The 18,665-nt window shown below is 32.9% G+C and carries 34 protein-coding genes; all 34 read right to left on the bottom strand.

Annotated elements, in window-relative coordinates:
• Positions 1–146: 146 nt before the first annotated feature.
• The 34 genes from BN2087_RS03940 to rplC all read right to left on the bottom strand — a co-directional run bounded on the left by BN2087_RS03940 (position 147) and on the right by rplC (position 18,624).
• A complete protein-coding gene (locus BN2087_RS03940; protein ID WP_049690561.1) occupies positions 147–707 on the bottom strand; it encodes a sugar O-acetyltransferase in 561 nt (186 codons plus the stop codon).
• A complete protein-coding gene (locus tag BN2087_RS03935) occupies positions 704–1,291 on the bottom strand; it encodes a ribonuclease H1 domain-containing protein (RefSeq protein ID WP_049690560.1) in 588 nt (195 codons plus the stop codon). Before BN2087_RS03935 ends, BN2087_RS03940 begins: the two co-directional genes overlap by 4 nt.
• 5 nt (positions 1,292–1,296) lie before the next feature.
• Positions 1,297–2,742 (bottom strand): alpha-amylase, encoded by a 1,446-nt coding sequence (locus BN2087_RS03930; protein ID WP_049690559.1) that lies wholly within the window; start codon positions 2,740–2,742, stop codon positions 1,297–1,299.
• Positions 2,742–3,383 carry a deoxyribose-phosphate aldolase gene (gene deoC, locus BN2087_RS03925; RefSeq protein ID WP_049690558.1) on the bottom strand — a complete coding sequence of 214 codons (642 nt, stop codon included), beginning with the start codon at positions 3,381–3,383 and terminating at the stop codon, positions 2,742–2,744. Before deoC ends, BN2087_RS03930 begins: the two co-directional genes overlap by 1 nt.
• Positions 3,373–4,473, bottom strand: coding sequence for a PP2C family protein-serine/threonine phosphatase (locus BN2087_RS03920; protein ID WP_049690557.1), 1,101 nt, complete (start codon positions 4,471–4,473; stop codon positions 3,373–3,375). Before BN2087_RS03920 ends, deoC begins: the two co-directional genes overlap by 11 nt.
• 184 nt (positions 4,474–4,657) lie before the next feature.
• A complete protein-coding gene (gene rplQ, locus BN2087_RS03915) occupies positions 4,658–4,999 on the bottom strand; it encodes a 50S ribosomal protein L17 (RefSeq protein WP_019116561.1) in 342 nt (113 codons plus the stop codon).
• Between the two features lie 9 nt (positions 5,000–5,008).
• Positions 5,009–5,965 carry a DNA-directed RNA polymerase subunit alpha gene (locus BN2087_RS03910; protein ID WP_049690556.1) on the bottom strand — a complete coding sequence of 319 codons (957 nt, stop codon included), beginning with the start codon at positions 5,963–5,965 and terminating at the stop codon, positions 5,009–5,011.
• A 33-nt stretch (positions 5,966–5,998) separates the two neighbouring features.
• Positions 5,999–6,592 (bottom strand): 30S ribosomal protein S4, encoded by a 594-nt coding sequence (gene rpsD, locus BN2087_RS03905; RefSeq protein ID WP_049690555.1) that lies wholly within the window; start codon positions 6,590–6,592, stop codon positions 5,999–6,001.
• Between the two features lie 12 nt (positions 6,593–6,604).
• Positions 6,605–7,009, bottom strand: a complete 405-nt coding sequence (gene rpsK, locus BN2087_RS03900) for a 30S ribosomal protein S11 (protein ID WP_004838124.1) — start codon at positions 7,007–7,009, stop codon at positions 6,605–6,607.
• An 8-nt stretch (positions 7,010–7,017) separates the two neighbouring features.
• Positions 7,018–7,359, bottom strand: coding sequence for a 30S ribosomal protein S13 (gene rpsM, locus BN2087_RS03895; RefSeq protein WP_004838123.1), 342 nt, complete (start codon positions 7,357–7,359; stop codon positions 7,018–7,020).
• Positions 7,360–7,370: 11 nt separating this feature from the next.
• Positions 7,371–7,484 (bottom strand): 50S ribosomal protein L36, encoded by a 114-nt coding sequence (rpmJ, locus tag BN2087_RS03890; protein WP_004818043.1) that lies wholly within the window; start codon positions 7,482–7,484, stop codon positions 7,371–7,373.
• A gap of 144 nt (positions 7,485–7,628) precedes the next feature.
• Positions 7,629–7,847 carry a translation initiation factor IF-1 gene (gene infA, locus BN2087_RS03885; protein ID WP_019116565.1) on the bottom strand — a complete coding sequence of 73 codons (219 nt, stop codon included), beginning with the start codon at positions 7,845–7,847 and terminating at the stop codon, positions 7,629–7,631.
• A 166-nt stretch (positions 7,848–8,013) separates the two neighbouring features.
• The gene (locus BN2087_RS03880) at positions 8,014–8,658 is read right to left on the bottom strand and encodes an adenylate kinase (protein ID WP_049690554.1); all 645 of its coding nucleotides are present in this window, start codon (positions 8,656–8,658) and stop codon (positions 8,014–8,016) included.
• A gap of 4 nt (positions 8,659–8,662) precedes the next feature.
• Positions 8,663–9,934, bottom strand: coding sequence for a preprotein translocase subunit SecY (secY, locus tag BN2087_RS03875; RefSeq protein ID WP_049690553.1), 1,272 nt, complete (start codon positions 9,932–9,934; stop codon positions 8,663–8,665).
• Positions 9,934–10,377 (bottom strand): 50S ribosomal protein L15, encoded by a 444-nt coding sequence (gene rplO, locus BN2087_RS03870; RefSeq protein WP_049690552.1) that lies wholly within the window; start codon positions 10,375–10,377, stop codon positions 9,934–9,936. The genes secY and rplO overlap by 1 nt, the downstream gene beginning before the upstream one ends.
• Before the next feature lie 10 nt (positions 10,378–10,387).
• On the bottom strand, positions 10,388–10,570 hold the full coding sequence (gene rpmD, locus BN2087_RS03865) for a 50S ribosomal protein L30 (RefSeq protein WP_004838118.1): 183 nt from the start codon (positions 10,568–10,570) through the stop codon (positions 10,388–10,390).
• A 10-nt stretch (positions 10,571–10,580) separates the two neighbouring features.
• Positions 10,581–11,087: a 30S ribosomal protein S5 gene (gene rpsE, locus BN2087_RS03860; protein ID WP_004838117.1), complete on the bottom strand. Its 507-nt coding sequence runs from the start codon at positions 11,085–11,087 to the stop codon at positions 10,581–10,583.
• A gap of 15 nt (positions 11,088–11,102) precedes the next feature.
• On the bottom strand, positions 11,103–11,468 hold the full coding sequence (gene rplR / locus BN2087_RS03855) for a 50S ribosomal protein L18 (RefSeq protein WP_004838116.1): 366 nt from the start codon (positions 11,466–11,468) through the stop codon (positions 11,103–11,105).
• A 9-nt stretch (positions 11,469–11,477) separates the two neighbouring features.
• The gene (gene rplF, locus BN2087_RS03850; RefSeq protein WP_049690551.1) at positions 11,478–12,017 is read right to left on the bottom strand and encodes a 50S ribosomal protein L6; all 540 of its coding nucleotides are present in this window, start codon (positions 12,015–12,017) and stop codon (positions 11,478–11,480) included.
• A 10-nt stretch (positions 12,018–12,027) separates the two neighbouring features.
• A complete protein-coding gene (gene rpsH / locus BN2087_RS03845; protein WP_049690550.1) occupies positions 12,028–12,423 on the bottom strand; it encodes a 30S ribosomal protein S8 in 396 nt (131 codons plus the stop codon).
• 18 nt (positions 12,424–12,441) lie between these two features.
• Positions 12,442–12,627, bottom strand: a complete 186-nt coding sequence (locus BN2087_RS03840) for a type Z 30S ribosomal protein S14 (RefSeq protein ID WP_004815479.1) — start codon at positions 12,625–12,627, stop codon at positions 12,442–12,444.
• 11 nt (positions 12,628–12,638) lie between these two features.
• On the bottom strand, positions 12,639–13,181 hold the full coding sequence (gene rplE / locus BN2087_RS03835) for a 50S ribosomal protein L5 (protein WP_049690549.1): 543 nt from the start codon (positions 13,179–13,181) through the stop codon (positions 12,639–12,641).
• A gap of 17 nt (positions 13,182–13,198) precedes the next feature.
• Positions 13,199–13,507, bottom strand: coding sequence for a 50S ribosomal protein L24 (gene rplX, locus BN2087_RS03830; RefSeq protein ID WP_019116575.1), 309 nt, complete (start codon positions 13,505–13,507; stop codon positions 13,199–13,201).
• A gap of 9 nt (positions 13,508–13,516) precedes the next feature.
• On the bottom strand, positions 13,517–13,885 hold the full coding sequence (gene rplN, locus BN2087_RS03825) for a 50S ribosomal protein L14 (RefSeq protein WP_049690548.1): 369 nt from the start codon (positions 13,883–13,885) through the stop codon (positions 13,517–13,519).
• A gap of 19 nt (positions 13,886–13,904) precedes the next feature.
• A complete protein-coding gene (rpsQ, locus tag BN2087_RS03820; protein WP_004838111.1) occupies positions 13,905–14,165 on the bottom strand; it encodes a 30S ribosomal protein S17 in 261 nt (86 codons plus the stop codon).
• A gap of 4 nt (positions 14,166–14,169) precedes the next feature.
• On the bottom strand, positions 14,170–14,376 hold the full coding sequence (rpmC, locus tag BN2087_RS03815; protein WP_019116578.1) for a 50S ribosomal protein L29: 207 nt from the start codon (positions 14,374–14,376) through the stop codon (positions 14,170–14,172).
• Complete coding sequence (gene rplP / locus BN2087_RS03810; RefSeq protein ID WP_019116579.1) at positions 14,376–14,807, bottom strand: 50S ribosomal protein L16; 432 nt, start codon at positions 14,805–14,807, stop codon at positions 14,376–14,378. Before rplP ends, rpmC begins: the two co-directional genes overlap by 1 nt.
• A 29-nt stretch (positions 14,808–14,836) precedes the next feature.
• Positions 14,837–15,562 carry a 30S ribosomal protein S3 gene (gene rpsC, locus BN2087_RS03805; protein WP_049690547.1) on the bottom strand — a complete coding sequence of 242 codons (726 nt, stop codon included), beginning with the start codon at positions 15,560–15,562 and terminating at the stop codon, positions 14,837–14,839.
• A 2-nt stretch (positions 15,563–15,564) separates the two neighbouring features.
• Complete coding sequence (gene rplV, locus BN2087_RS03800; protein ID WP_004838108.1) at positions 15,565–15,912, bottom strand: 50S ribosomal protein L22; 348 nt, start codon at positions 15,910–15,912, stop codon at positions 15,565–15,567.
• Positions 15,913–15,922: 10 nt separating this feature from the next.
• Positions 15,923–16,210: a 30S ribosomal protein S19 gene (gene rpsS / locus BN2087_RS03795; RefSeq protein ID WP_004838107.1), complete on the bottom strand. Its 288-nt coding sequence runs from the start codon at positions 16,208–16,210 to the stop codon at positions 15,923–15,925.
• 9 nt (positions 16,211–16,219) lie between these two features.
• Positions 16,220–17,053, bottom strand: a complete 834-nt coding sequence (gene rplB, locus BN2087_RS03790) for a 50S ribosomal protein L2 (RefSeq protein WP_049690546.1) — start codon at positions 17,051–17,053, stop codon at positions 16,220–16,222.
• Between the two features lie 11 nt (positions 17,054–17,064).
• Positions 17,065–17,358, bottom strand: a complete 294-nt coding sequence (rplW, locus tag BN2087_RS03785) for a 50S ribosomal protein L23 (protein WP_049690545.1) — start codon at positions 17,356–17,358, stop codon at positions 17,065–17,067.
• Positions 17,358–17,981 carry a 50S ribosomal protein L4 gene (rplD, locus tag BN2087_RS03780; RefSeq protein ID WP_049690544.1) on the bottom strand — a complete coding sequence of 208 codons (624 nt, stop codon included), beginning with the start codon at positions 17,979–17,981 and terminating at the stop codon, positions 17,358–17,360. The genes rplW and rplD overlap by 1 nt, the downstream gene beginning before the upstream one ends.
• A gap of 13 nt (positions 17,982–17,994) precedes the next feature.
• Positions 17,995–18,624 carry a 50S ribosomal protein L3 gene (rplC, locus tag BN2087_RS03775; protein WP_049690543.1) on the bottom strand — a complete coding sequence of 210 codons (630 nt, stop codon included), beginning with the start codon at positions 18,622–18,624 and terminating at the stop codon, positions 17,995–17,997.
• Between the last annotated feature and the right edge of the window lie 41 nt (positions 18,625–18,665).

Below are 18,665 nucleotides of genomic sequence, written 5' to 3'. Positions count from 1 at the left end.
TCGTTGCACTCGGTCGAAATGGGAAATGTTTCTATTTTGTCAACAGTCTGAACCACACGAGTGTGGTTTTTTTATTTTATAAAAGCACAAATAATAAGAAATGGGAAATTTTTTTGTTTATAAATAGTCTGAGAGCCAAGGCTCTTTTAATAATTTATTTCTTTTTCTACCCTACAAGGATTCCCAAAAGCAAGAGAATTTTCTTCTATGTCTTTTGTAACAACAGAACCTGATCCTATTACTGTATTATCTCCTATTTTTACTCCAGGATTTATTACTACATTTGCCCCTATCCGCACATTTTTTCCGATTTTTATTTCGTAGGCATATTCATAGCCTTGATTTCTTTTTTTATAATCTAGAGGGTGGCCTGCACATGCTATTGTGACGTTTGGTCCTATAAATACATTATCTCCAATTTCTACCTTGGCACAATCCAAAATTATTAAATTATGGTTTGCGTAAAAATTTTCTCCTAACTTTATATTATGACCATAATCGCAAAAAAATGGGCTTTCTATTGTGAAATTTTCTTTTGTTTTTATTTTTAATTTTTTTATTATTTCTTTTTGTTTTTCTCTATCTGATGGCCTTGTTTGGTTAAATTCGAAGCATAAGTCTTGGGCTTTTTGCCTTAATTTTAAAATTTCTTCATCATAATTTGCATTGTATAAATCGCCCCTAAGCATTTTTTTTAATTCGCTCATGATTCTATTCCCAAAGATTTTTTTGCCAAGGCATCTGCCATATCGTTGTATTTGTCGTTTGAATGTGCCTTTACTTTTATAAAATGAACGTCAATTTTTTCCTTTGCTTTTTGGAAAAATTCGTAATATCTTTTGGTAAGCTCATTATTTCTTTTCCAATCTCCCCTTGCCCAAGATTCTATTCCTTGGTAGTCAAAATGGATATAGATTGTTTTTTTACCTTCAGAAATTGCCTTGTTGATTGCTCCTACACTTGCCTTAACTTCTCCCGCAACATTTCTGTGGATATGAAATTCATCGTCAAAATCCTTAGAAATTTCTTCAATTTTTTCATCAGTGATATATACTATCCCAACTCCATATTTTTTATCTTTTTTGGAATAAGATCCATCAATATAGGCTATTACCGAATCCTTATCAGCCTTTATCTCAATTTCTTTATCTTCCAAAAAATCTTCTGCATCTTCTTTTTTCTTAAAAGATTTGTAGATTGCTCCCTTGTATCCTTTTACTTCTTTTAAACACAAATCCCAGGATGTATATATCCCAGGATTTCTGCCTTTTTTTACTGCGTAATATTTCATTTATTTTAATTTTCCTTTGCTGCCCAATATGAAACTGAACCAGGTCCAACATTAAACATTCCATTTCCATCTTCATCAATTGTAACTTGGTTTTTGTTGTTTCCTGACAAATCTATATAAACTTTTCCTGCCTCTTCTTCTCCAACAAACATTTGTTTTTCAGCCATATCTCCTATAGAAATCAAAACTGCAAGAGATGAAGTTTTAGCATCTGTTCTTCTTACCCAACCTACAACTTGTGGATTGTCAAAATAATCATCTTGATTTCCAAAAGCATATTTTTTTCTCACATCAAGCATTTTATCTATCATATCTTTTAAAGGATCTTTTTTAATTTCTCCTTTTAGACCATAATAATCTCCTGCAAAAATACAAGGATAGCCGTCTTTTCTAAATAAAATCAAAGAGTAGGCAATTTCTTTAAACCAATCTTCAACCCAAGAATCCAAAGATTGACCCGGTTGGGAATCATGATTATCGACAAAGGTTACAGCTTGGAGAGGATGATTTTTGACAATTGTATTATTAAAAATATTTCTCATATCATAATTTCCATTTGACTTGCTTGCCTCTTCAAAATGAAAATGAAGTGGAACATCAAATAAATCTATTTTCCAATTAGTATCATCCAAATACCCATCAATTTGACCCTCATCATATTGCCAATATTCTCCAAAAAGATAGAAATCATCTTTCTTTTTTTCCATAATATGTTTGGAGAGATCATAAATAAATTCATCAGAAATGTGTTTCAAAGCATCGTATCTAAATCCATCAACTCCAGTTTCTTCCATAAACCAATCAACCCATTTGAAAATTTCTTCTCTAACTTCTGGGTGGGAATGGTCAATATCGGCGTTCATAAGATAATCAAAATTTCCTTTTTCATCACTTACGCCCTCATCCCAATATTTTCCATCACCAAGGATCCTAAAAATTGCCTTTGTGTCTGTATTTGCATCATAATCAACGCCTGTAAAATGGTAATAATGCCAAACAAAATCAGAATATTTGCCATCTCTTCCAGGAAAATTAAAACCTGTCCAAGCCTTTATTTTCATATCTTCTGATACATCTTTTTCCCTGTTGTTTTGATCTACCATTCTAGCCATAAATTCTTCTTCAAAATCGGCATTTCCTTTGTGATTTAAAACAACATCAGCATAAACTTTTACATCATTTTTGTGAAGTTCATCAATTGCTTCAAGAAGTTCTTTTTTTGTTCCATATTTGGTTCTGACTGTTCCTTTTTGGTCAAATTCTCCCAAATCCCACAAGTCATATATACCATATCCAACATCTTGATCTCCACCGCCTTTGCACATTGGTGGAAGCCGAAGAGCATCGATTCCTGCATCTTTTATTTTTTTCGCATTTTCCTTTAAAAGTTTATAATATCCTCCGTCAGCAGGAGTATCCCACTCGAAGGCTTGCATCATAACATTTCCCATTATTTTTCTCCATTTACTATAGCAATTGATGCAGAACAGCCAAGTCTACTTGCTCCAGCCTCTATCATTTCCATCGCCTCGTCATAGGTATGGATTCCTCCACTAGCCTTAACACCCATTTTCTCTCCAACAGTTTTTCTCATTAAAGCTACATCTTCTTTTGTAGCTCCACCTGTAGAAAATCCTGTAGAAGTTTTTACAAAATCAGCACCAGCGTCTTTAGAAATTTCACAAGCCTTGATTTTTTCCTCATCATCAAGAAGACAAGTTTCGATAATAACCTTTAAAATCTTATCCCCACAAGCCTTTTTAACTTCTTTTATATCTTCAAGGACATAGTCATAGTCCTTATCCTTAAGTCTTCCAACATTAATTACCATATCAATTTCATCAGCACCGTTTTTTATAGCATTCTCTGCCTCAAAAACTTTTGCTTTTGTAGTCATTGCCCCCAAAGGAAAACCTATAACTGATGTAATCCTAATATCCTTATCCATATTTCTAATAAAAGAAACATAAGAAGAGTTTACACAAACGGATTTAAAGTCATATTCCTTCGCTTCTTCAACAATTTTTTTGACTTGGTCCTTTGTAGCATCAGCTTTAAGCAAAGTGTGGTCAATATATTGGTTAATTTTCATCTTTTTCTCCTTTATAATCAATTAGGGCAAGGCTAATATCATCATCTTGTTCGCCCCAAGTAAACTTTTCCAAATCTTCTAATATATAATCAAGGTTCTTTTTATTTTTCAAATTCTCCATTAATCTTTCAACAGAATATTCATTTTTATTCATATCCCTGCTTTCAGTAACCCCATCAGTATAAAACAAAATCCTATCTTTTGGATGAAGGCTAATAGTTACTTCCTGGTAGATATTTTGCTCAATAATATTAGAAATCATCCTGCCAGAAACAACAAGTTTATTAACACGATTTTTATTTTCAACTAAATGTAGAGGTGGGCAGTTGTGACCTGCATTAGAAAAGGTAAGTCTATTGTTTTTAATATCAAAAATTCCAATCCAGACAGTAAAATATTGGGATGAATTCATATCAAGTTTTACAAAATCTTTTCTAAGCTTTTTCAAAACTTGACCCGGAGAATAGTCACTGTGTCTTTCAAAAATACCACTTATGGATAATTTCACAAACATGGTCATAATAGATGCCTTTACCCCATGACCCATTACATCGGCAATATAAAAAGCATACTTATTTTCATCAACTTTTATAATATCAAACAAGTCACCTGACAAATCATTTGAAGGAATATACCTTCCCTCAAGTTTAATATCGCCATAAGTTTTATTTTTGGGCAAAATATTTGTTTGGATTTTTCTAACAAATCTAATATCTTCAAGCATCTTTCTGTTAGCATTAAAAAGATCAACTTTCATGTTTGATTCGCTAGTTATATCCCTATAAACCTCAATAATCCCCATAAATTCATTTTTATAATAAATTGGAGAAGATTTAATAGAATAATATTTCCCATTAATAAGTTTTTCTTCTTCAATTGTAGTATTTTTAAAAATATCAGATTTTTCACTTAATTTTTCTGTGTCAACATTTTGCTCAATGAGTGACCTATCAAGATGGATATCTCGTCTCATTTTTTCATTAATAAAAACGAGTCTCCCGTACTTATCAAGAATCCTTACCCAGTCATCCATTGAGTTTAAGACATAGAAATTATCATCCCTAAATTTTTCTATATTTGCCTTACCCATAAGAACCTCTTTAAAACATTTATTCTCTTTTAATGGTAACATTTATGAGATATATTTTCAATAATTAACTAAACTAATAAAATTTAAAAAAAATTAATTTAAAATCATTTTCTTTTATGTTTTTAAAATTAAAAATTTCCACAAAAAAAGCACCTTATTTTCATAAGATGCTATAGAGTAAGTTTTATACAAGTTCTAATATTGCTCTTTCTGAACCATCACCTTGTCTTGGTCCAAGTTTCAATACCCTAGTGTATCCACCGTTTCTATCTTCATATTTTGGTGCGATTTCACCAAATAATTTTTGAACTGTAGATGGTTTGTAAATGTATTGAGCTGCTTGTCTTCTTGTGTGAAGTGTATTTTTCTTTCCTAATGTAATCATACGATCAGCCATTTTTTGAGTTTCTTTTGCTCTTGTTAGAGTAGTAGTAATTCTACCATTGTCTAACAAAGAAGTTACTTGATTTCTAAGTAAGGCATTTCTATGATCTGTTCTTCTACCAAGCTTTCTTTTATTAGCCATCATATCCTCCTATTCTTCTCTTAAATTTAATCCTAAACTATGGATTTTATCGATAACTTCATCAAGAGATTTTTTACCGAAGTTTTTGATATCCTTTAGTTCAGATTCACTTTTTTCTATTATCTCACCAACAGTATTATATCCTGCTCTTTTTAGACAATTGAATGATCTTAATGAAAGATCTAATTCCTCAATAGTTTTTGATAATTCAACTTGATTATCATCTTCTTCAACTATTTCTTCAACTTCTACTTCCTCATCTTCTGGTGGGAATTGTTGACCTGGAAGATCTTTGAAAAATCTAATATCTTCCATTAAAATTGAAGCGCCTTCAGATAAAGCTTCTTGAGGAGTGATTGTTCCATCAGTCCATACTTCAAGAATTAATTTATCATAATCAGTTGACTCACCAACTCTAGTATTTTCAACTGTAAAGTTTACACTTTTTACTGGAGTAAATGATGAATCTATAGCTATTGCTCCTATTGGGTCGGTATCCTTTTTGTTTTGTTCAGCTACCCTATATCCTTTACCATCTGTAACATCAAGGGCTACAAACAATCTTCCCTTATCATTAACTGTTGCAAGATAATGATCAGGATTTGCCACATCTATTTGGGCATCTGTTTTTATATCTTTAGCTGTAACAATTTTAGGTCCTTCTATATCTAAAAATAGTGTTAGATCTTCTTTTGTATGTTTTTTAATATCAATACCTTTGATATTTAATATTAATTCAGGTACATCTTCAACAACTCCTGGAATTGTAGAAAATTCATGTAGTACCCCGTCTATAAGAATCTTTGAGACGCTAGAACCAGGTAAGGATGATAAAAGCATCCTTCTCATACTGTTTCCTATGGTTGTACCATAGCCTCTTTCGAGTGGATATAGAACAAATTTTCCGTAATTAGTTTCTTCGTCTATATCTAAAATTTCAATCTTTGTATCTAATTTCTCTATCATTGTATCTCCTTAGTTCTAACAATTTAACTAATTCTATTTAGAATAGAACTCAACAATCATACGTTCTTCTACAGGTATATCTATATCTTCTCTTGTTGGGAAGTTTGTAACTTTTACCTTTAAGTTTTCTAAATCTGAATCTAACCATGAAACTACACCAAATGATTGGTTTGTTTCTTTAATAGCCTTAAATAATTGGCTTGATCTAGATTTTTCTTTAACTTCAATTACATCGCCTTCATTTACAAGAATTGATGGGATATCAACACTTTTTCCATTTAATAATAAATGTCCGTGTGTAACGATTTGTCTTGCTTCTCTTCTAGTTCTTGCAAGTCCAGATCTAAAAGCTATATTGTCAAGTCTTCTTTCACAAAGGATTATTAAGTTTTCACCTGTTTGTCCTTGCATTTTTGAAGCTTTTTCATAGTAGCCTCTAAATTTTTTCTCACTTACTCCGTAGATGAATTTAGCTTTTTGTTTTTCCCTTTGTTGCATACCATATTCACTAAGTTTTCTTCTTTGATTAGAGTTTGATCTTTTTGATTCTCCTGAGTAACCTAAATATGCTGGGCTAATTCCTAAGCTTCTACATCTTTTAAATATTGGATCTCTGCTTACTGCCATAGTTTCTCCTTATTAAACTCTTCTTCTCTTAGGTGGTCTGCAACCATTGTGAGGAATTGGTGTTACATCTTTTATCATTGTTACTTCAAGTCCTGCAGCTTGTAAGCTTCTAATTGCAGATTCTCTTCCTGAACCAGGTCCTTTAACAAATACTTCTACACTTTTAAGGCCATATTCCATAGCTTTTTTAGCTGCTTCTAAAGCTGCTTCTTGTGCTGCAAAAGGAGTTGATTTTCTTGATCCTCTAAAACCTAATTGTCCAGCACTAGCCCATGATAAGGCATTTCCTTGTGCATCTGTCAAAGTTACCATTGTATTGTTGAATGTTGAATTGATATGAGCTTGTCCTCTTTCGACATTCTTTTTAACTCTTCTTCTACCTCTTTTAGCAGAAGATTTTTTAGTCTTTGCTGCCATATCTCCTCCTAATGTCTTCCTTTTCTAGTTCTAGCGTTATTCTTTGTATTTTGACCTCTTACAGGTAAACCTCTTTTGTGTCTAATTCCTCTGTAGCAATTAATTTCTCTAAGGTTTCTAATATTCATAGATACTTCACGTCTTAAATCACCTTCGATTGTATAGTCGTCTAATATCTCACGAATTTTTCCTAATTCACCTTCTGTAAGGTCTTTCATTTTTGTATCAGGATTGATTCCTGCTTTTTCCAAAATTTCTTGTGCTGAAGATTTTCCTATACCATAAATATAAGTTAATCCAATTTCTGCTCTTTTTTCTCTAGGTAAGTCTATACCAGCTATTCTTGGCATCTAATACCTCCTTAACCTTGTCTTTGTTTATGTTTTGGATTTTCGCAAATTACCATAACTTTACCGTTTCTTTTGATAATTTTGCATTTATCACACATTTTTTTTACTGATGCTCTAACTTTCATTATCGTTCTCTCTTTCTTTATCTAAACTTGTTTATCAAATAGTCAACTTAAAGTTTCCTCTCGCTTCGCTCGCTTAGTTTTTCGGGCTCATTTCATTCGCCTCGAAAATTAAAGATTTTTTCAAAATCTTTAACACTTCCGTGACTATTTTCGTCTCCAAGTAATTCTGCCTTGAGTAAGATCGTATGGAGATAACTCAACTGTAACTGTATCTCCTGGTAATATTCTAATGTAGTTCATTCTTAACTTTCCTGAAATATGTGCTTGTATTTCATGGCCATTTTCTAGTTCTACTTTAAATATTGCATTTGGTAGAGCTTCTCTAACTACTCCTGTTACTTCTATAGCATCTTTTTTTGACATCGATAAAATCTCTCCTTTTCTTTTTATTTTGATCTATTAATGTCTGATTGATTCTTTTTACAACAAGACATAATCAAGATATCTTTAATGAAAGACTCTATCTTTATCTCGTTTTCGATTTTGTAATTCATTGAAAAATTTAGCATATTTGTTAATATTTTTTATCTTATTTTTCTAAACTTTTTTTAATTTGATCAAAAACTTCATCAGGAGTTTTTGCACCGTCAATAGTAACTAATATACCTTTTTTGTCGTAGTAATCAATCAAAACTGATGTTTGTTTGTTGTAAACATCAAGTCTTTGTTTTACTGCTTTTTCTGTGTCATCTTCTCTTTGGATTAATTTTTCTCCAGTTTCATCATCAATTCCTTCAACTTTAGGAGGGTTGAATTTGATGTGATAAACTTTTCCGGTTGACACATTTACTCTTCTTCCAGATATTCTTTCAATAATTACATCTTCAGGTACATTGATATTTATTACCTTATCAATCTTCTTATCTCTTTTTTGCATTCCTTCATCAAGTGCTTCGGCTTGAGTAATATTTCTTGGAAAACCATCAAGAAGTACGCTTTTTTCGTCTTCTACTTTATCTAAGGCATCCCAAACTAAATCTATTGTTAATTCATCTGGAACTAATTGACCTTTGTTAATGTATTCTTTTGCCTTAGCTCCTAAAGGTGTATTGTTTTTTATATTTGTTCTAAATATATCACCTGTTGATATTTGAACTGCATTTAATTGTTTGATTAATCTTTCTGCTTGTGTTCCTTTTCCTGCTCCCGGAGGGCCTAACAATATGATATTCATAATATTACCTATTTAAAAATCCTTTATAGTTTTTCATAGTAAGCATTGCTTCTATTTGTTTCACTGTTTCAAGTATTACACCAACAACGATTATTACTGAACTTCCACCAAATGATAAGTTTAGTCCTAAAAATCTTGATGATAGAGCTGGTACTATTGTAAGTAAAGCTAACGAAATAGCACCAATAAATGTTATTTTGTTTCCAACTTTTGCTAGGTAATCGCTAGTTGGTTTTCCTGGTCTTATTCCTGGAATAAAACCTCCGTTTTGTTGGAGTTGTTTTGCATATTCAACTGTATTAAATTGTATCATGTTGTAGAAGTAAGCAAATACTAATATCAATACTGCTTGAACTACAAGATAAATTATAAAACCATAGCTTGATTTGCTGAAGAATTGGTTTAATCCTCCATTAGTTTTTCCCATAAATAATGAGATTGTTGATGGTATCGCTAATACTGCTGATGCAAAGATTATTGGCATTACTCCACTCATATTTACTTTTACTGGAATATGAGTTGATTGTCCACCATACATTTTTCTTCCAACAACTCTTTTTGCATATTGAACTGGAATTTTTCTCTCACCTTCTGTAATTCTTACTGTAAATACTACTATAAAAATTACTACAATTGCCATTATTAGGATTGATACCCAAGAAATTGTGCTGTAATGAAGTCCAGTTTTCCATGTTTTTAGTGTTTTTGGTACGTTTGCTATAATACCCATGAAGATTATAATTGATACACCATTTCCAATTCCTTTTTCAGTTATGGTTTCTCCCATCCATGTAACAAGCATTGTTCCACCGATTAGAACTACATTCATAACTATTTTTTGGAATGATGTTGCAGATGATAATGCTGCTCCATATAATCCGTTTGTTATTGCTATAGCTTGAAATATTGCAAGAAATATTGTCATATATCTTGTATATTTTTGTATAGTTTTTCTTCCTGCTTCGCCTTCTTTTGTTAGCTCTTCAAGTCTAGGTATTACAACTGTGAGTAATTGCATTACGATTGATGCTGTAATGTAAGGTTGTACTCCTAGAGCGAATATTGAAAGGGTAGAAAGTCCACCACCTGTTAACATATTTAAATAATCAACAAGGGTTCCTTCCATTCCTTTATATGCTGCAGCTAACTTTTGTGCGTCTATAAATGGAATTGGGATGTTATTTCCTAGTCTATAGATAAATAACATCACGAGAGTGAAGTAGAATTTTTTTCTTATTTCTTCTTCACCCCAAGCTCTTTTTAATGTATCAAACATTAGATCACCTCAGCCTTTCCCCCTTGGGCTGTGATTTTTTCTTCTGCTGATTTTGTAAATTTGTGAGCTTTTACTGTTAATTTCTTTGTGATTTCGCCGTCACCTAGAATTTTAATTCCAGCTTTTGCTTTATTTTTATTTAAAATTTTATTTTCGAATAGTAGTTCAGGTGTAACTTCTGTTCCGTCTTCAAAAATATCTAAATCGCAAACATTGATTGTTTCGTATTCTTTTCTATTGATATTTTTAAATCCTCTTTTTGGAAGACGTCTAAATAGTGGCATTTGTCCACCTTCAAATCCTGGTCTAACTCCGCCACCGCTTCTTGAGTTTTGTCCGTCTTGACCACGACCTGCTCTAGTTCCGTTTCCACTTCCTGGACCTCTACCTTTTCTATTTTTTGTTTTTAGCTTTTGGTTAGGTTTTAAATCGTGAAGTTTCATTTTACACCTCCTAGCTTAATTCTTTAACTTCCAACATAAATGGAATTTTGTTTATCATTCCTCTTAATGCAGAATTGTCTTCTCTAACTACTGTTTGACCAATCTTTCTAAGACCTAGTGCTTTTGCTGTAGCTATTTGATCGTCTTTTCTGCCTATGAAGGATTTTTTTAATTTGATTTCAACTTTTGCCATAGAATACTCCTTAATAATCGAATTCTTCTATTGATTTACCACGTAATCTTGCAACTTCTTCTACAGTTTTCATAGAAGCGAAAGCTTTTAAGCAAGCATTAATGATATTTTTTGGATTTGATGAACCTAAGTTTTTAGCTCTGATATCCTTGTATCCTGCAAGTTCACAGATAGCACGAACTGGTCCACCAGCTATTATTCCTGTACCTTCTTTAGCTGGCATTAATAGTACAGATCCTGCACCTTTGTTTGCCAATATTCTGTGTGGAACTGTAGTGTTTACTATAGGAACTGTAACCATGTGTTTTTTTCCATCTTCTGTTGCTTTTCTTATAGCTTCAGGAACTTCTGTAGCTTTTCCTGTTCCTACACCTACATGTCCATTTTGATCTCCTACTACCACTAGGGCAGCAAATCTCATGTTACGTCCACCTTTTACAGTTTTCGCAACTCTATTTATACTAACTACTCTATCTTCGAGGTTTAGTTTGTCTACATCTTGTTTTAATAAATACATCTAAATCCTCCCTCGTTAAAACTTAAGACCATTTTCTCTTGCTGCTTCAGCTAGGGCTTTTACTTTTCCGTGATAAAGATATCCGTTTCTATCAAAAACAACCTCTTCGATTCCTTTATCAAGTGCAACTTTTGCTATCATTTCGCCAACTTTTGTTGCAGCTTCTATGTTTGCACAATTTTCTAAACCTTCGTTTACTTCTTTTTGTAATGTGTTTGCACTTGCAAGAGTTACTTGTGCATCATCATCAATTAATTGTGCGTATATATTAGTATTTGATTTGTAGACACTAAGTCTTGGTTTTTGAGCAGTTCCACTGACTTTATTTCTAACTCTGTACTTACGAGTTTTTAATCTTTGCTCTTTAGTTTTTTTAGCCATTATTGCCCCCTACTTACCTGTCTTACCAACTTTTCTTCTAATATGCTCACCTTCATAACGGATTCCCTTACCCTTATATGGTTCAGGTTTTCTCCATCTTCTGATATTTGCTGCATATTGTCCGACAAGTTGCTTATTTGTTCCTTTTACTAGGATAGTTCTATCGTTAGGAACTTCTACTTCAATACCTTCAGGATCGTCCATTTTAACTTGGTGAGAAAAACCTAAGTTCATTACTAAAGTTTTACCTTGTTTTTGGGCTCTGTATCCTGTTCCTTCTATTTGTAGAGTTTTTTGATAACCTTCTGTTACTCCCAAAACCATATTAGCAATTAATGATCTGTAAAGACCATGTTCTTGATTTTCGATTTTTGTAGGATTTTCAGAAGCAATTACACATAACTCATTGTCTTTTTGTTCAAGTTTCAAGTTTTTTGATACTAATTGAGAATCTTCACCTTTTGGTCCTTTTACTGTAACCAAATTGTCTTTAACATCAATAGTTACTCCAGAAGGGATTTCAATTGGTTTTTTACCTATTCTTGACATTTATTCCTCCTTACCATACATAACACATAACTTCGCCGCCGACATTTAATTCTCTTGCAGCTTTATCTGTTAATAGTCCTTTTGATGTTGAGATTATTGCAATTCCAAGTCCATCCAAAACTTTTGGTACTTCGTTTGCTTTAACATAAACTCTTAATCCTGGTTTAGAAATTCTTCTAAGTCCTGTTATAACTTTTTCGCCTTCTTCTGCGTATTTCAAGTCTATTGTAAGAATACCTTGCTTATTGTCCTCTTCCACATCAAATCCTTTGATGTAACCTTCGTCTAATAGAATTTGAGCAATAGCACGTTTCTCATTAGAAGATGGTAAGCTTACAGATGTATGATTAGCTTTGTTACCATTTCTTATTCTTGTTAGCATATCCGCAATTGGATCTGTCATCATAATTATTTTCCTCCTAACTTACCAGCTTGCTTTCCTTACTCCAGGAATTTCACCTTTGTTTGCGAGCTCTCTAAAGCATACACGGCAAATACCGTATTTTCTTAATACAGAATGTGGTCTTCCACAAATCTTGCATCTTGAATATGCTCTTGTACTATATTTTGGCTTTCTTTTTTGTTTCGCAATCATTGACTTTCTTGCCATTTTTTGCTCCTTTATTTTCTGTAAGGCATTCCCATTAATGTTAAGAATGCTTTAGCTTCTTCATCAGTTTTTGCTGTTGTTACAAAAGTAATATCCATACCATGTAAGAAATCAACATCATCAAAGTTAATTTCTGGGAATATTAATTGTTCCTTGATTCCTAATGAATAATTTCCTCTTCCATCGAATGAATTTGGATTGATTCCTCTGAAGTCTCTAACTCTTGGTAGAGAAATTGAGATTAATTTATCCATGAAATCATACATTTTTTCTCCTCTAAGAGTTACCTTTGTTCCAATTGGTTGGCCTTCTCTTAGTTTAAAGTTTGATACAGATTTTTTTGCTTTTATTTCAATTGGTTGTTGACCTGTAATAAGTGCAAGTTCATTTTTTGCCTTGTTTAAAATGTTTTTGTTATCTTTTGCTTCACCAAGTCCGATGTTTATAACAATTTTTTCAAGTTTTGGCACTTGCATTAAGTTTTCATAACCGAATTGATCCACAAGACCTTTAACAACTTCTGATTTGTATTTTTCTTTTAATCTACTTGTCATAATTACTCCTTTTGGATCTAATCGAATTTTTCGTCAGTTTTTTTGCAAACTCTAACTTTTTTTCCATCGATTATTTCAGTTGATGTTCTTACACCTTTTTTTAAGCTTTCTGAGTATAGTAGAACTTTTGATGCTGAGATTTTTCCTTCTCTTTCAATTCTTCCACTTTCTTCACCCATTTGTCTTGCTTTTTGGTGTTTAGTTTGAATGTTTGCACCTTCAACTATTACTCTATTTTCCTTAGGAAATGCTTTAATAACTTCTCCTACGTGTCCTTTATATTCACCTGATATTACTTGGACTTTATCGCCTTTTTTAATATGCATTTAATCCTCCTATAATACTTCCGGTGCAAGTGAGATAATTCTCATGAATCCTTCATGACGAAGTTCTCTTGTTACTGGCCCGAATATACGAGTTCCTACAGGTGTTTTGTCGTCTTTTACTATTACAGCTGCGTTGTCATCAAATTTAATGTATGATCCATCGCTTCTTTTAACTCCTCTTGAAGTTCTTACTATAACTGCTTTTACAACTTCACCTTTTTTTACCGCTCCACCGGGTGTTGCACTTTTAACTGAACATGTAACTATATCCCCAATGTTTGCGTATCTTCTTCCGGCTCCACCAAGAACTTTGATAACTAAAAGTTCTCTTGCTCCGGAGTTATCTGCTACTCTCATACGAGATTCTTGTTGTATCATAATAATCTCCTTTACCTAATTAAGCACGAACCGCAGTTTCGTTAATTTTAACTAGTCTCCATCTTTTAGTTTTTGCTAATGGTCTAGTTTCCATTATTGTTACTGTATCGCCAACTCTTGCTTCATTGTTCTCATCGTGAGCTTTATATTTCTTACTTACTTTTAATCTTTTTTTGTATACAGGGTGTTGGATTTTTGTTTCAACTTTTACTGTGATTGTTTTATCCATTTTATCTGATACAACTACTCCTTGAACGGATCTTCTACTATTTCTTTCCATCAAGTTAAGCCTCCTTATTTATGTTGAGCTTTCTCTCTGTTTGGATTGTTTTTACTCTAGCTATATCTTTTTTTACATTTCCAATAGCAGCTGGGTTTTCTAGTTGACCTGTAGCCAATTGGAAACGAAGATTAAATAATTCAGATTGTAAATCGAAAAGTTTTTTATTTAATTCGCTTTCACTTAATTTTCTGATTTCTACTGCTTTCATTAAGCTTCCTCCACTTCTTTGACTTCAAGCCTTTTTACGAATTTTGTTTTGATTGGAAGTTTTTGTGCTGCAAGTCTCATAGCTTCTCTTGCTACTTCTTCGCTTACTCCACTCATTTCAAACAACATTCTGCCTGGTTTTACTACTGCTACCCAATATTCTGGAGCACCTTTACCAGATCCCATTCTTACTTCTGCTGGCTTCTTTGATACTGGTTTATCTGGAAATACTTTTATCCAAATATTTCCGCCTCTTTTTATATATCTTGTCATAGCACGTCTTGCTGCTTCTATTTGGTTTGCTGTAAGCCATGTGCTACCAAGTGCTTGTAATCCGTATTCACCATAAGCAAGTGTATTACCTTTTTGGGCTTTACCTTTCATTCTTCCTCTATGTTGTCTACGATATTTTACTCTTTTAGGCATTAACATAATCTTGTTTCCTCCTTGAGATAATAATATTATCTATCGTCATTTCTTCTATTTGGACGTCTTCTTTTATTTCTTCTGTTTTGCTTTGGTTGTTTGATGTCTGGAATTCTTTTTGCTTTTTCTCCAGGAAGAACTTCTCCTCTGTTTATCCAAACTTTACATCCGATTTTACCGTATTGGGTATCTGCTTCTGCAAAACCATAATCAACATCTGCTCTTAGTGTTTGAAGTGGTACTTTTCCTTCGTTGTATCCTTCACTTCTTGCCATATCAGCTCCACCAAGTCTACCAGATACTTGTGTTTTAATTCCTACAGCTCCAGCTCTCATTGTTCTTTGAACTGCTTGTTTCATAGCACGTCTAAATGTGATACGATTCTCAAGTTGTGCTGCAATGTTTTCAGCTACTAATTGGGCATCAACGTCTTGGTTTTTGATTTCTTCAACGTTAATAATTACTCTTTTACCAGGAGCAATTTTTTCAACTTTTTTCTTAAGTTCTTCTACTCCTGCTCCACCCTTTCCTATTACCATTCCTGGTTTTCCGGTGTAAACTGAAACTTTTATGTTATTTACTGCTCTTTCAATTTCTATATCAGAAATTCCTGCATCGTAAACTTCTTTTTTGACTAATTGTCTTATCTTATGATCTTCTACTAAAAGTTCAGAAAAGTCTTTTTTATTTGCATACCATTTAGAGTCCCATTCTTTAATTACGCCAACTCTAAAACCTTTAGGATTTACTTTTTGACCCATTATTATGCCTCCTCTACTTCTTCTTGTGTAAGAACTACGCCTATGTGAGATGATCTCTTAAGGATTGGATAAGCTGCACCCTTTGCCTTAGGTCTCCATCTTTTCATAGTTGGAGCGTCGTTTGCGAAGGCTTTTTTAACAATAAGATTTTCTCTAGATAATCCGTTATTGTTTTCTGCATTTGCTATTGCACTTTTTAGTACATCTGAAAGTAGTCTAGCACCTTTTTTATTTGTAAATCTTAAAATGTTAAGTGCTTCATCTACTTGTTTACCTCTAATTTCTCTACATATATAATTAACTTTAAGAGGAGATATTCTTACATATTTAGCTGTTGCTTTTACTTCCATTTATACTCTCCTAACTTAATTTTGATTTCATTTCAGTTGCTTTTTTAGCATGACCTTTGAAAGTTCTTGTTGGAACGAACTCTCCAAGTTTATGTCCAACCATATCTTCTGTTATATATATTGGTACATGTTTTCTGCCATCGTGTACTGCTATAGTATGTTCTACAAATTCAGGAAATATTGTAGAACGTCTTGACCAAGTTTTAACTACCTTTTTGTCATTTTTTTCATTTAATGCTTCAATTTTTTTCATTAAATGTTCATCGACAAAAGGTCCTTTTTTTAGTGATCTAGCCATTAAATCCCCCTATTTTTCGTTTCTTCTTCTTACTATATATTTAGAAGATTTATTTTTCTTTTTTCTTGTTTTAAGACCAAGTGCTGGTTTACCCCATGGTGTTGATGGTGCTGGTCTTCCTACTGGAGTTCTTCCTTCACCACCACCGTGTGGATGGTCTACTGGGTTCATTGCTGATCCTCTAACGTGTGGTCTTTGACCCATGTATCTTGTTTTTCCAGCTTTACCAACTCTTACTAGTTCGTTTTCAATGTTTCCAACCATTCCGATTGTAGCTTTACAATCATTGTGGATTAGTCTTGTTTCACCACTTGGTAATTTTACTGTTGCAAATCTTCCTTCTTTAGCCATAAGTTGAGCAGATACTCCTGCACTTCTTACAAGGATTGCTCCTCTTCCTGCTTTAAGTTCGATATTGTGGATTTGTGTACCTACTGGAATGTCTTTTAATTCAAGTGCATTACCTGGTTTGATATCAGCTTCTTTTCCACTTTCAACTATATCTCCAACATTTAAGTTTCTTGGAGCAAGTATATATCTTTTTTCTCCATCAGCATAAGCTAAAAGAGCAATGTTTGCTGATCTGTTTGGATCATATTCAATAGCTTTTACTCTAGCTGGTATATTATCTTTGTTTCTTTTGAAATCAATGATTCTATATTTTCTTTTAGCTCCACCACCTCTGTGGCGAACTGTTATTCTACCAGTATTGTTTCTTCCGCCTGATTTTCTTAAATCAGTTGTTAGAGATTTTTCTGGTGCTTTCTTTGTAATTTCACTGTATGTCATAACAGACATATTTCTGTGTCCGTTTGATGTTGGTTTTAATTTTCTTATAGGCATTTAAATCCTCCCTACATTCCGTCGAAGTATTCAATTGCTTCAGAATCTTCAGTTAATGTAACGTAAGCTTTTTTCCAATCAGCTTTTTTACCATAACCATATCTAGTTCTAACTTTTTTACCTGTAAAGTTTAAAGTTCTTACTTTTTTAACCTTTACTCCTTCAAAGATAGTTTCGATTGCTTGTTTGATTTCTGCTTTGTTTGCGTTTTTGTCTACTTCAAAAGTGTATTTGTTTTCTTCAATTAATTCCATACTTTTTTCAGTAATTATTGGTCTTTTTACTATATTGTAAGGTGATTTCATTATATAAATACCTCCTCAAGTTTATTTATTGCATCTTTTGTAATAACAAGTTTATCATGTCTTAAAAGATCATATACATTGATTAAGTTTGCTGTTTCTACATTACATCCTTCAATGTTTCTAAATGATCTATAAACTTTGTCATCATTTTCAGCAATAACAACATATGCTTTATTGTTTGCATTAATGTTTGCTAAAATTTCGTTTGCTTCTTTTGTTTTGTATGAGTTAAGTTTTAATTCATCAAGTACGATTAATTCATTGTCATTTACTTTTGAAGTTAAAACTGAGTAAAGAGCTTTTCTTCTCATTTTCTTAGGAATTTTGTAGCTATAGTCTCTTGGCTTTGGTGCAAATACAATTCCACCACCTGTATAGTGAGGTGCTCTTATAGATCCTTGTCTAGCTCTACCTGTTCCTTTTTGTCTAAATGGCTTTCTTCCACCACCTCTTACTTCTGCACGAGTCTTAGCGGATTGTGTGCCTTGTCTTTTATTAGCTAGTTGGTTTTTAACTGCATCGTAAACAGCTGTTTCAGCAATTTCTGATGCAAAAAGAGTTTCATTTAACTCGATTTCGCCAACATTTTCTCCTTTAATATTTAAAACTTCTACTTTAGGCATTTATTCCTCCTTATTATAGGCTCTTTTTTGCTTGTCTAACTTGAACAAGTCCACCTTTTGGTCCTGGAACTGCGCCTTTAACTAGGATGTAGCTGTCTTCTGTATTAACTTTAACAACTTTTAGGTTTTGAACTGTTACGCGTTCATTACCCATTTTTCCAGAGCCTTTTCTACCTTTGAACACTCTAGCTGGATCAGAACCTGCTGCTCTTGCACCTGCTACTCTGTGTGATTTAGAACCGTGGCTTGCTGGTCCTCTTCCGTAGTTCCATCTTTTGATAGCACCTTGAGTTCCTTTTCCTTTTGAAATAGCAGTAATATCTACTAATTCGCCTTCTTCAAATTGGTCAACACTAAGTGTATCACCAGCATTTAATTCAGATTTTTCAGAAAGTCTAACTTCTTTTAAAAATCTTTTGTAAGAAGCCCCAGCCTTATCAAAGTGTCCTTTGATAGGTTTTTTAACATTTTTTTCTTTTTTGTCATGATATCCAACTTGGATTGAATTGTAACCATCAACTTCTTCTGATTTGACTTGAACTATTACATTCTCATCAGCTTTAAGTACAGTTACAGGTGTAACAACACCATCTTCATCAATGACTTGAGTCATGCCTACTTTTGTTGTAAATATACTCTTCATTTGAGTACCTCCTTAATTACAGCGGATTGATCCAAAATTAT

Source organism: Anaerococcus jeddahensis, assembly GCF_001182725.1.
GTDB lineage: Bacteria > Bacillota > Clostridia > Tissierellales > Peptoniphilaceae > Anaerococcus > Anaerococcus jeddahensis.
Note: the sequence above shows the minus strand (reverse complement) of the source record. Positions and strands in the feature narration are given on the sequence as shown.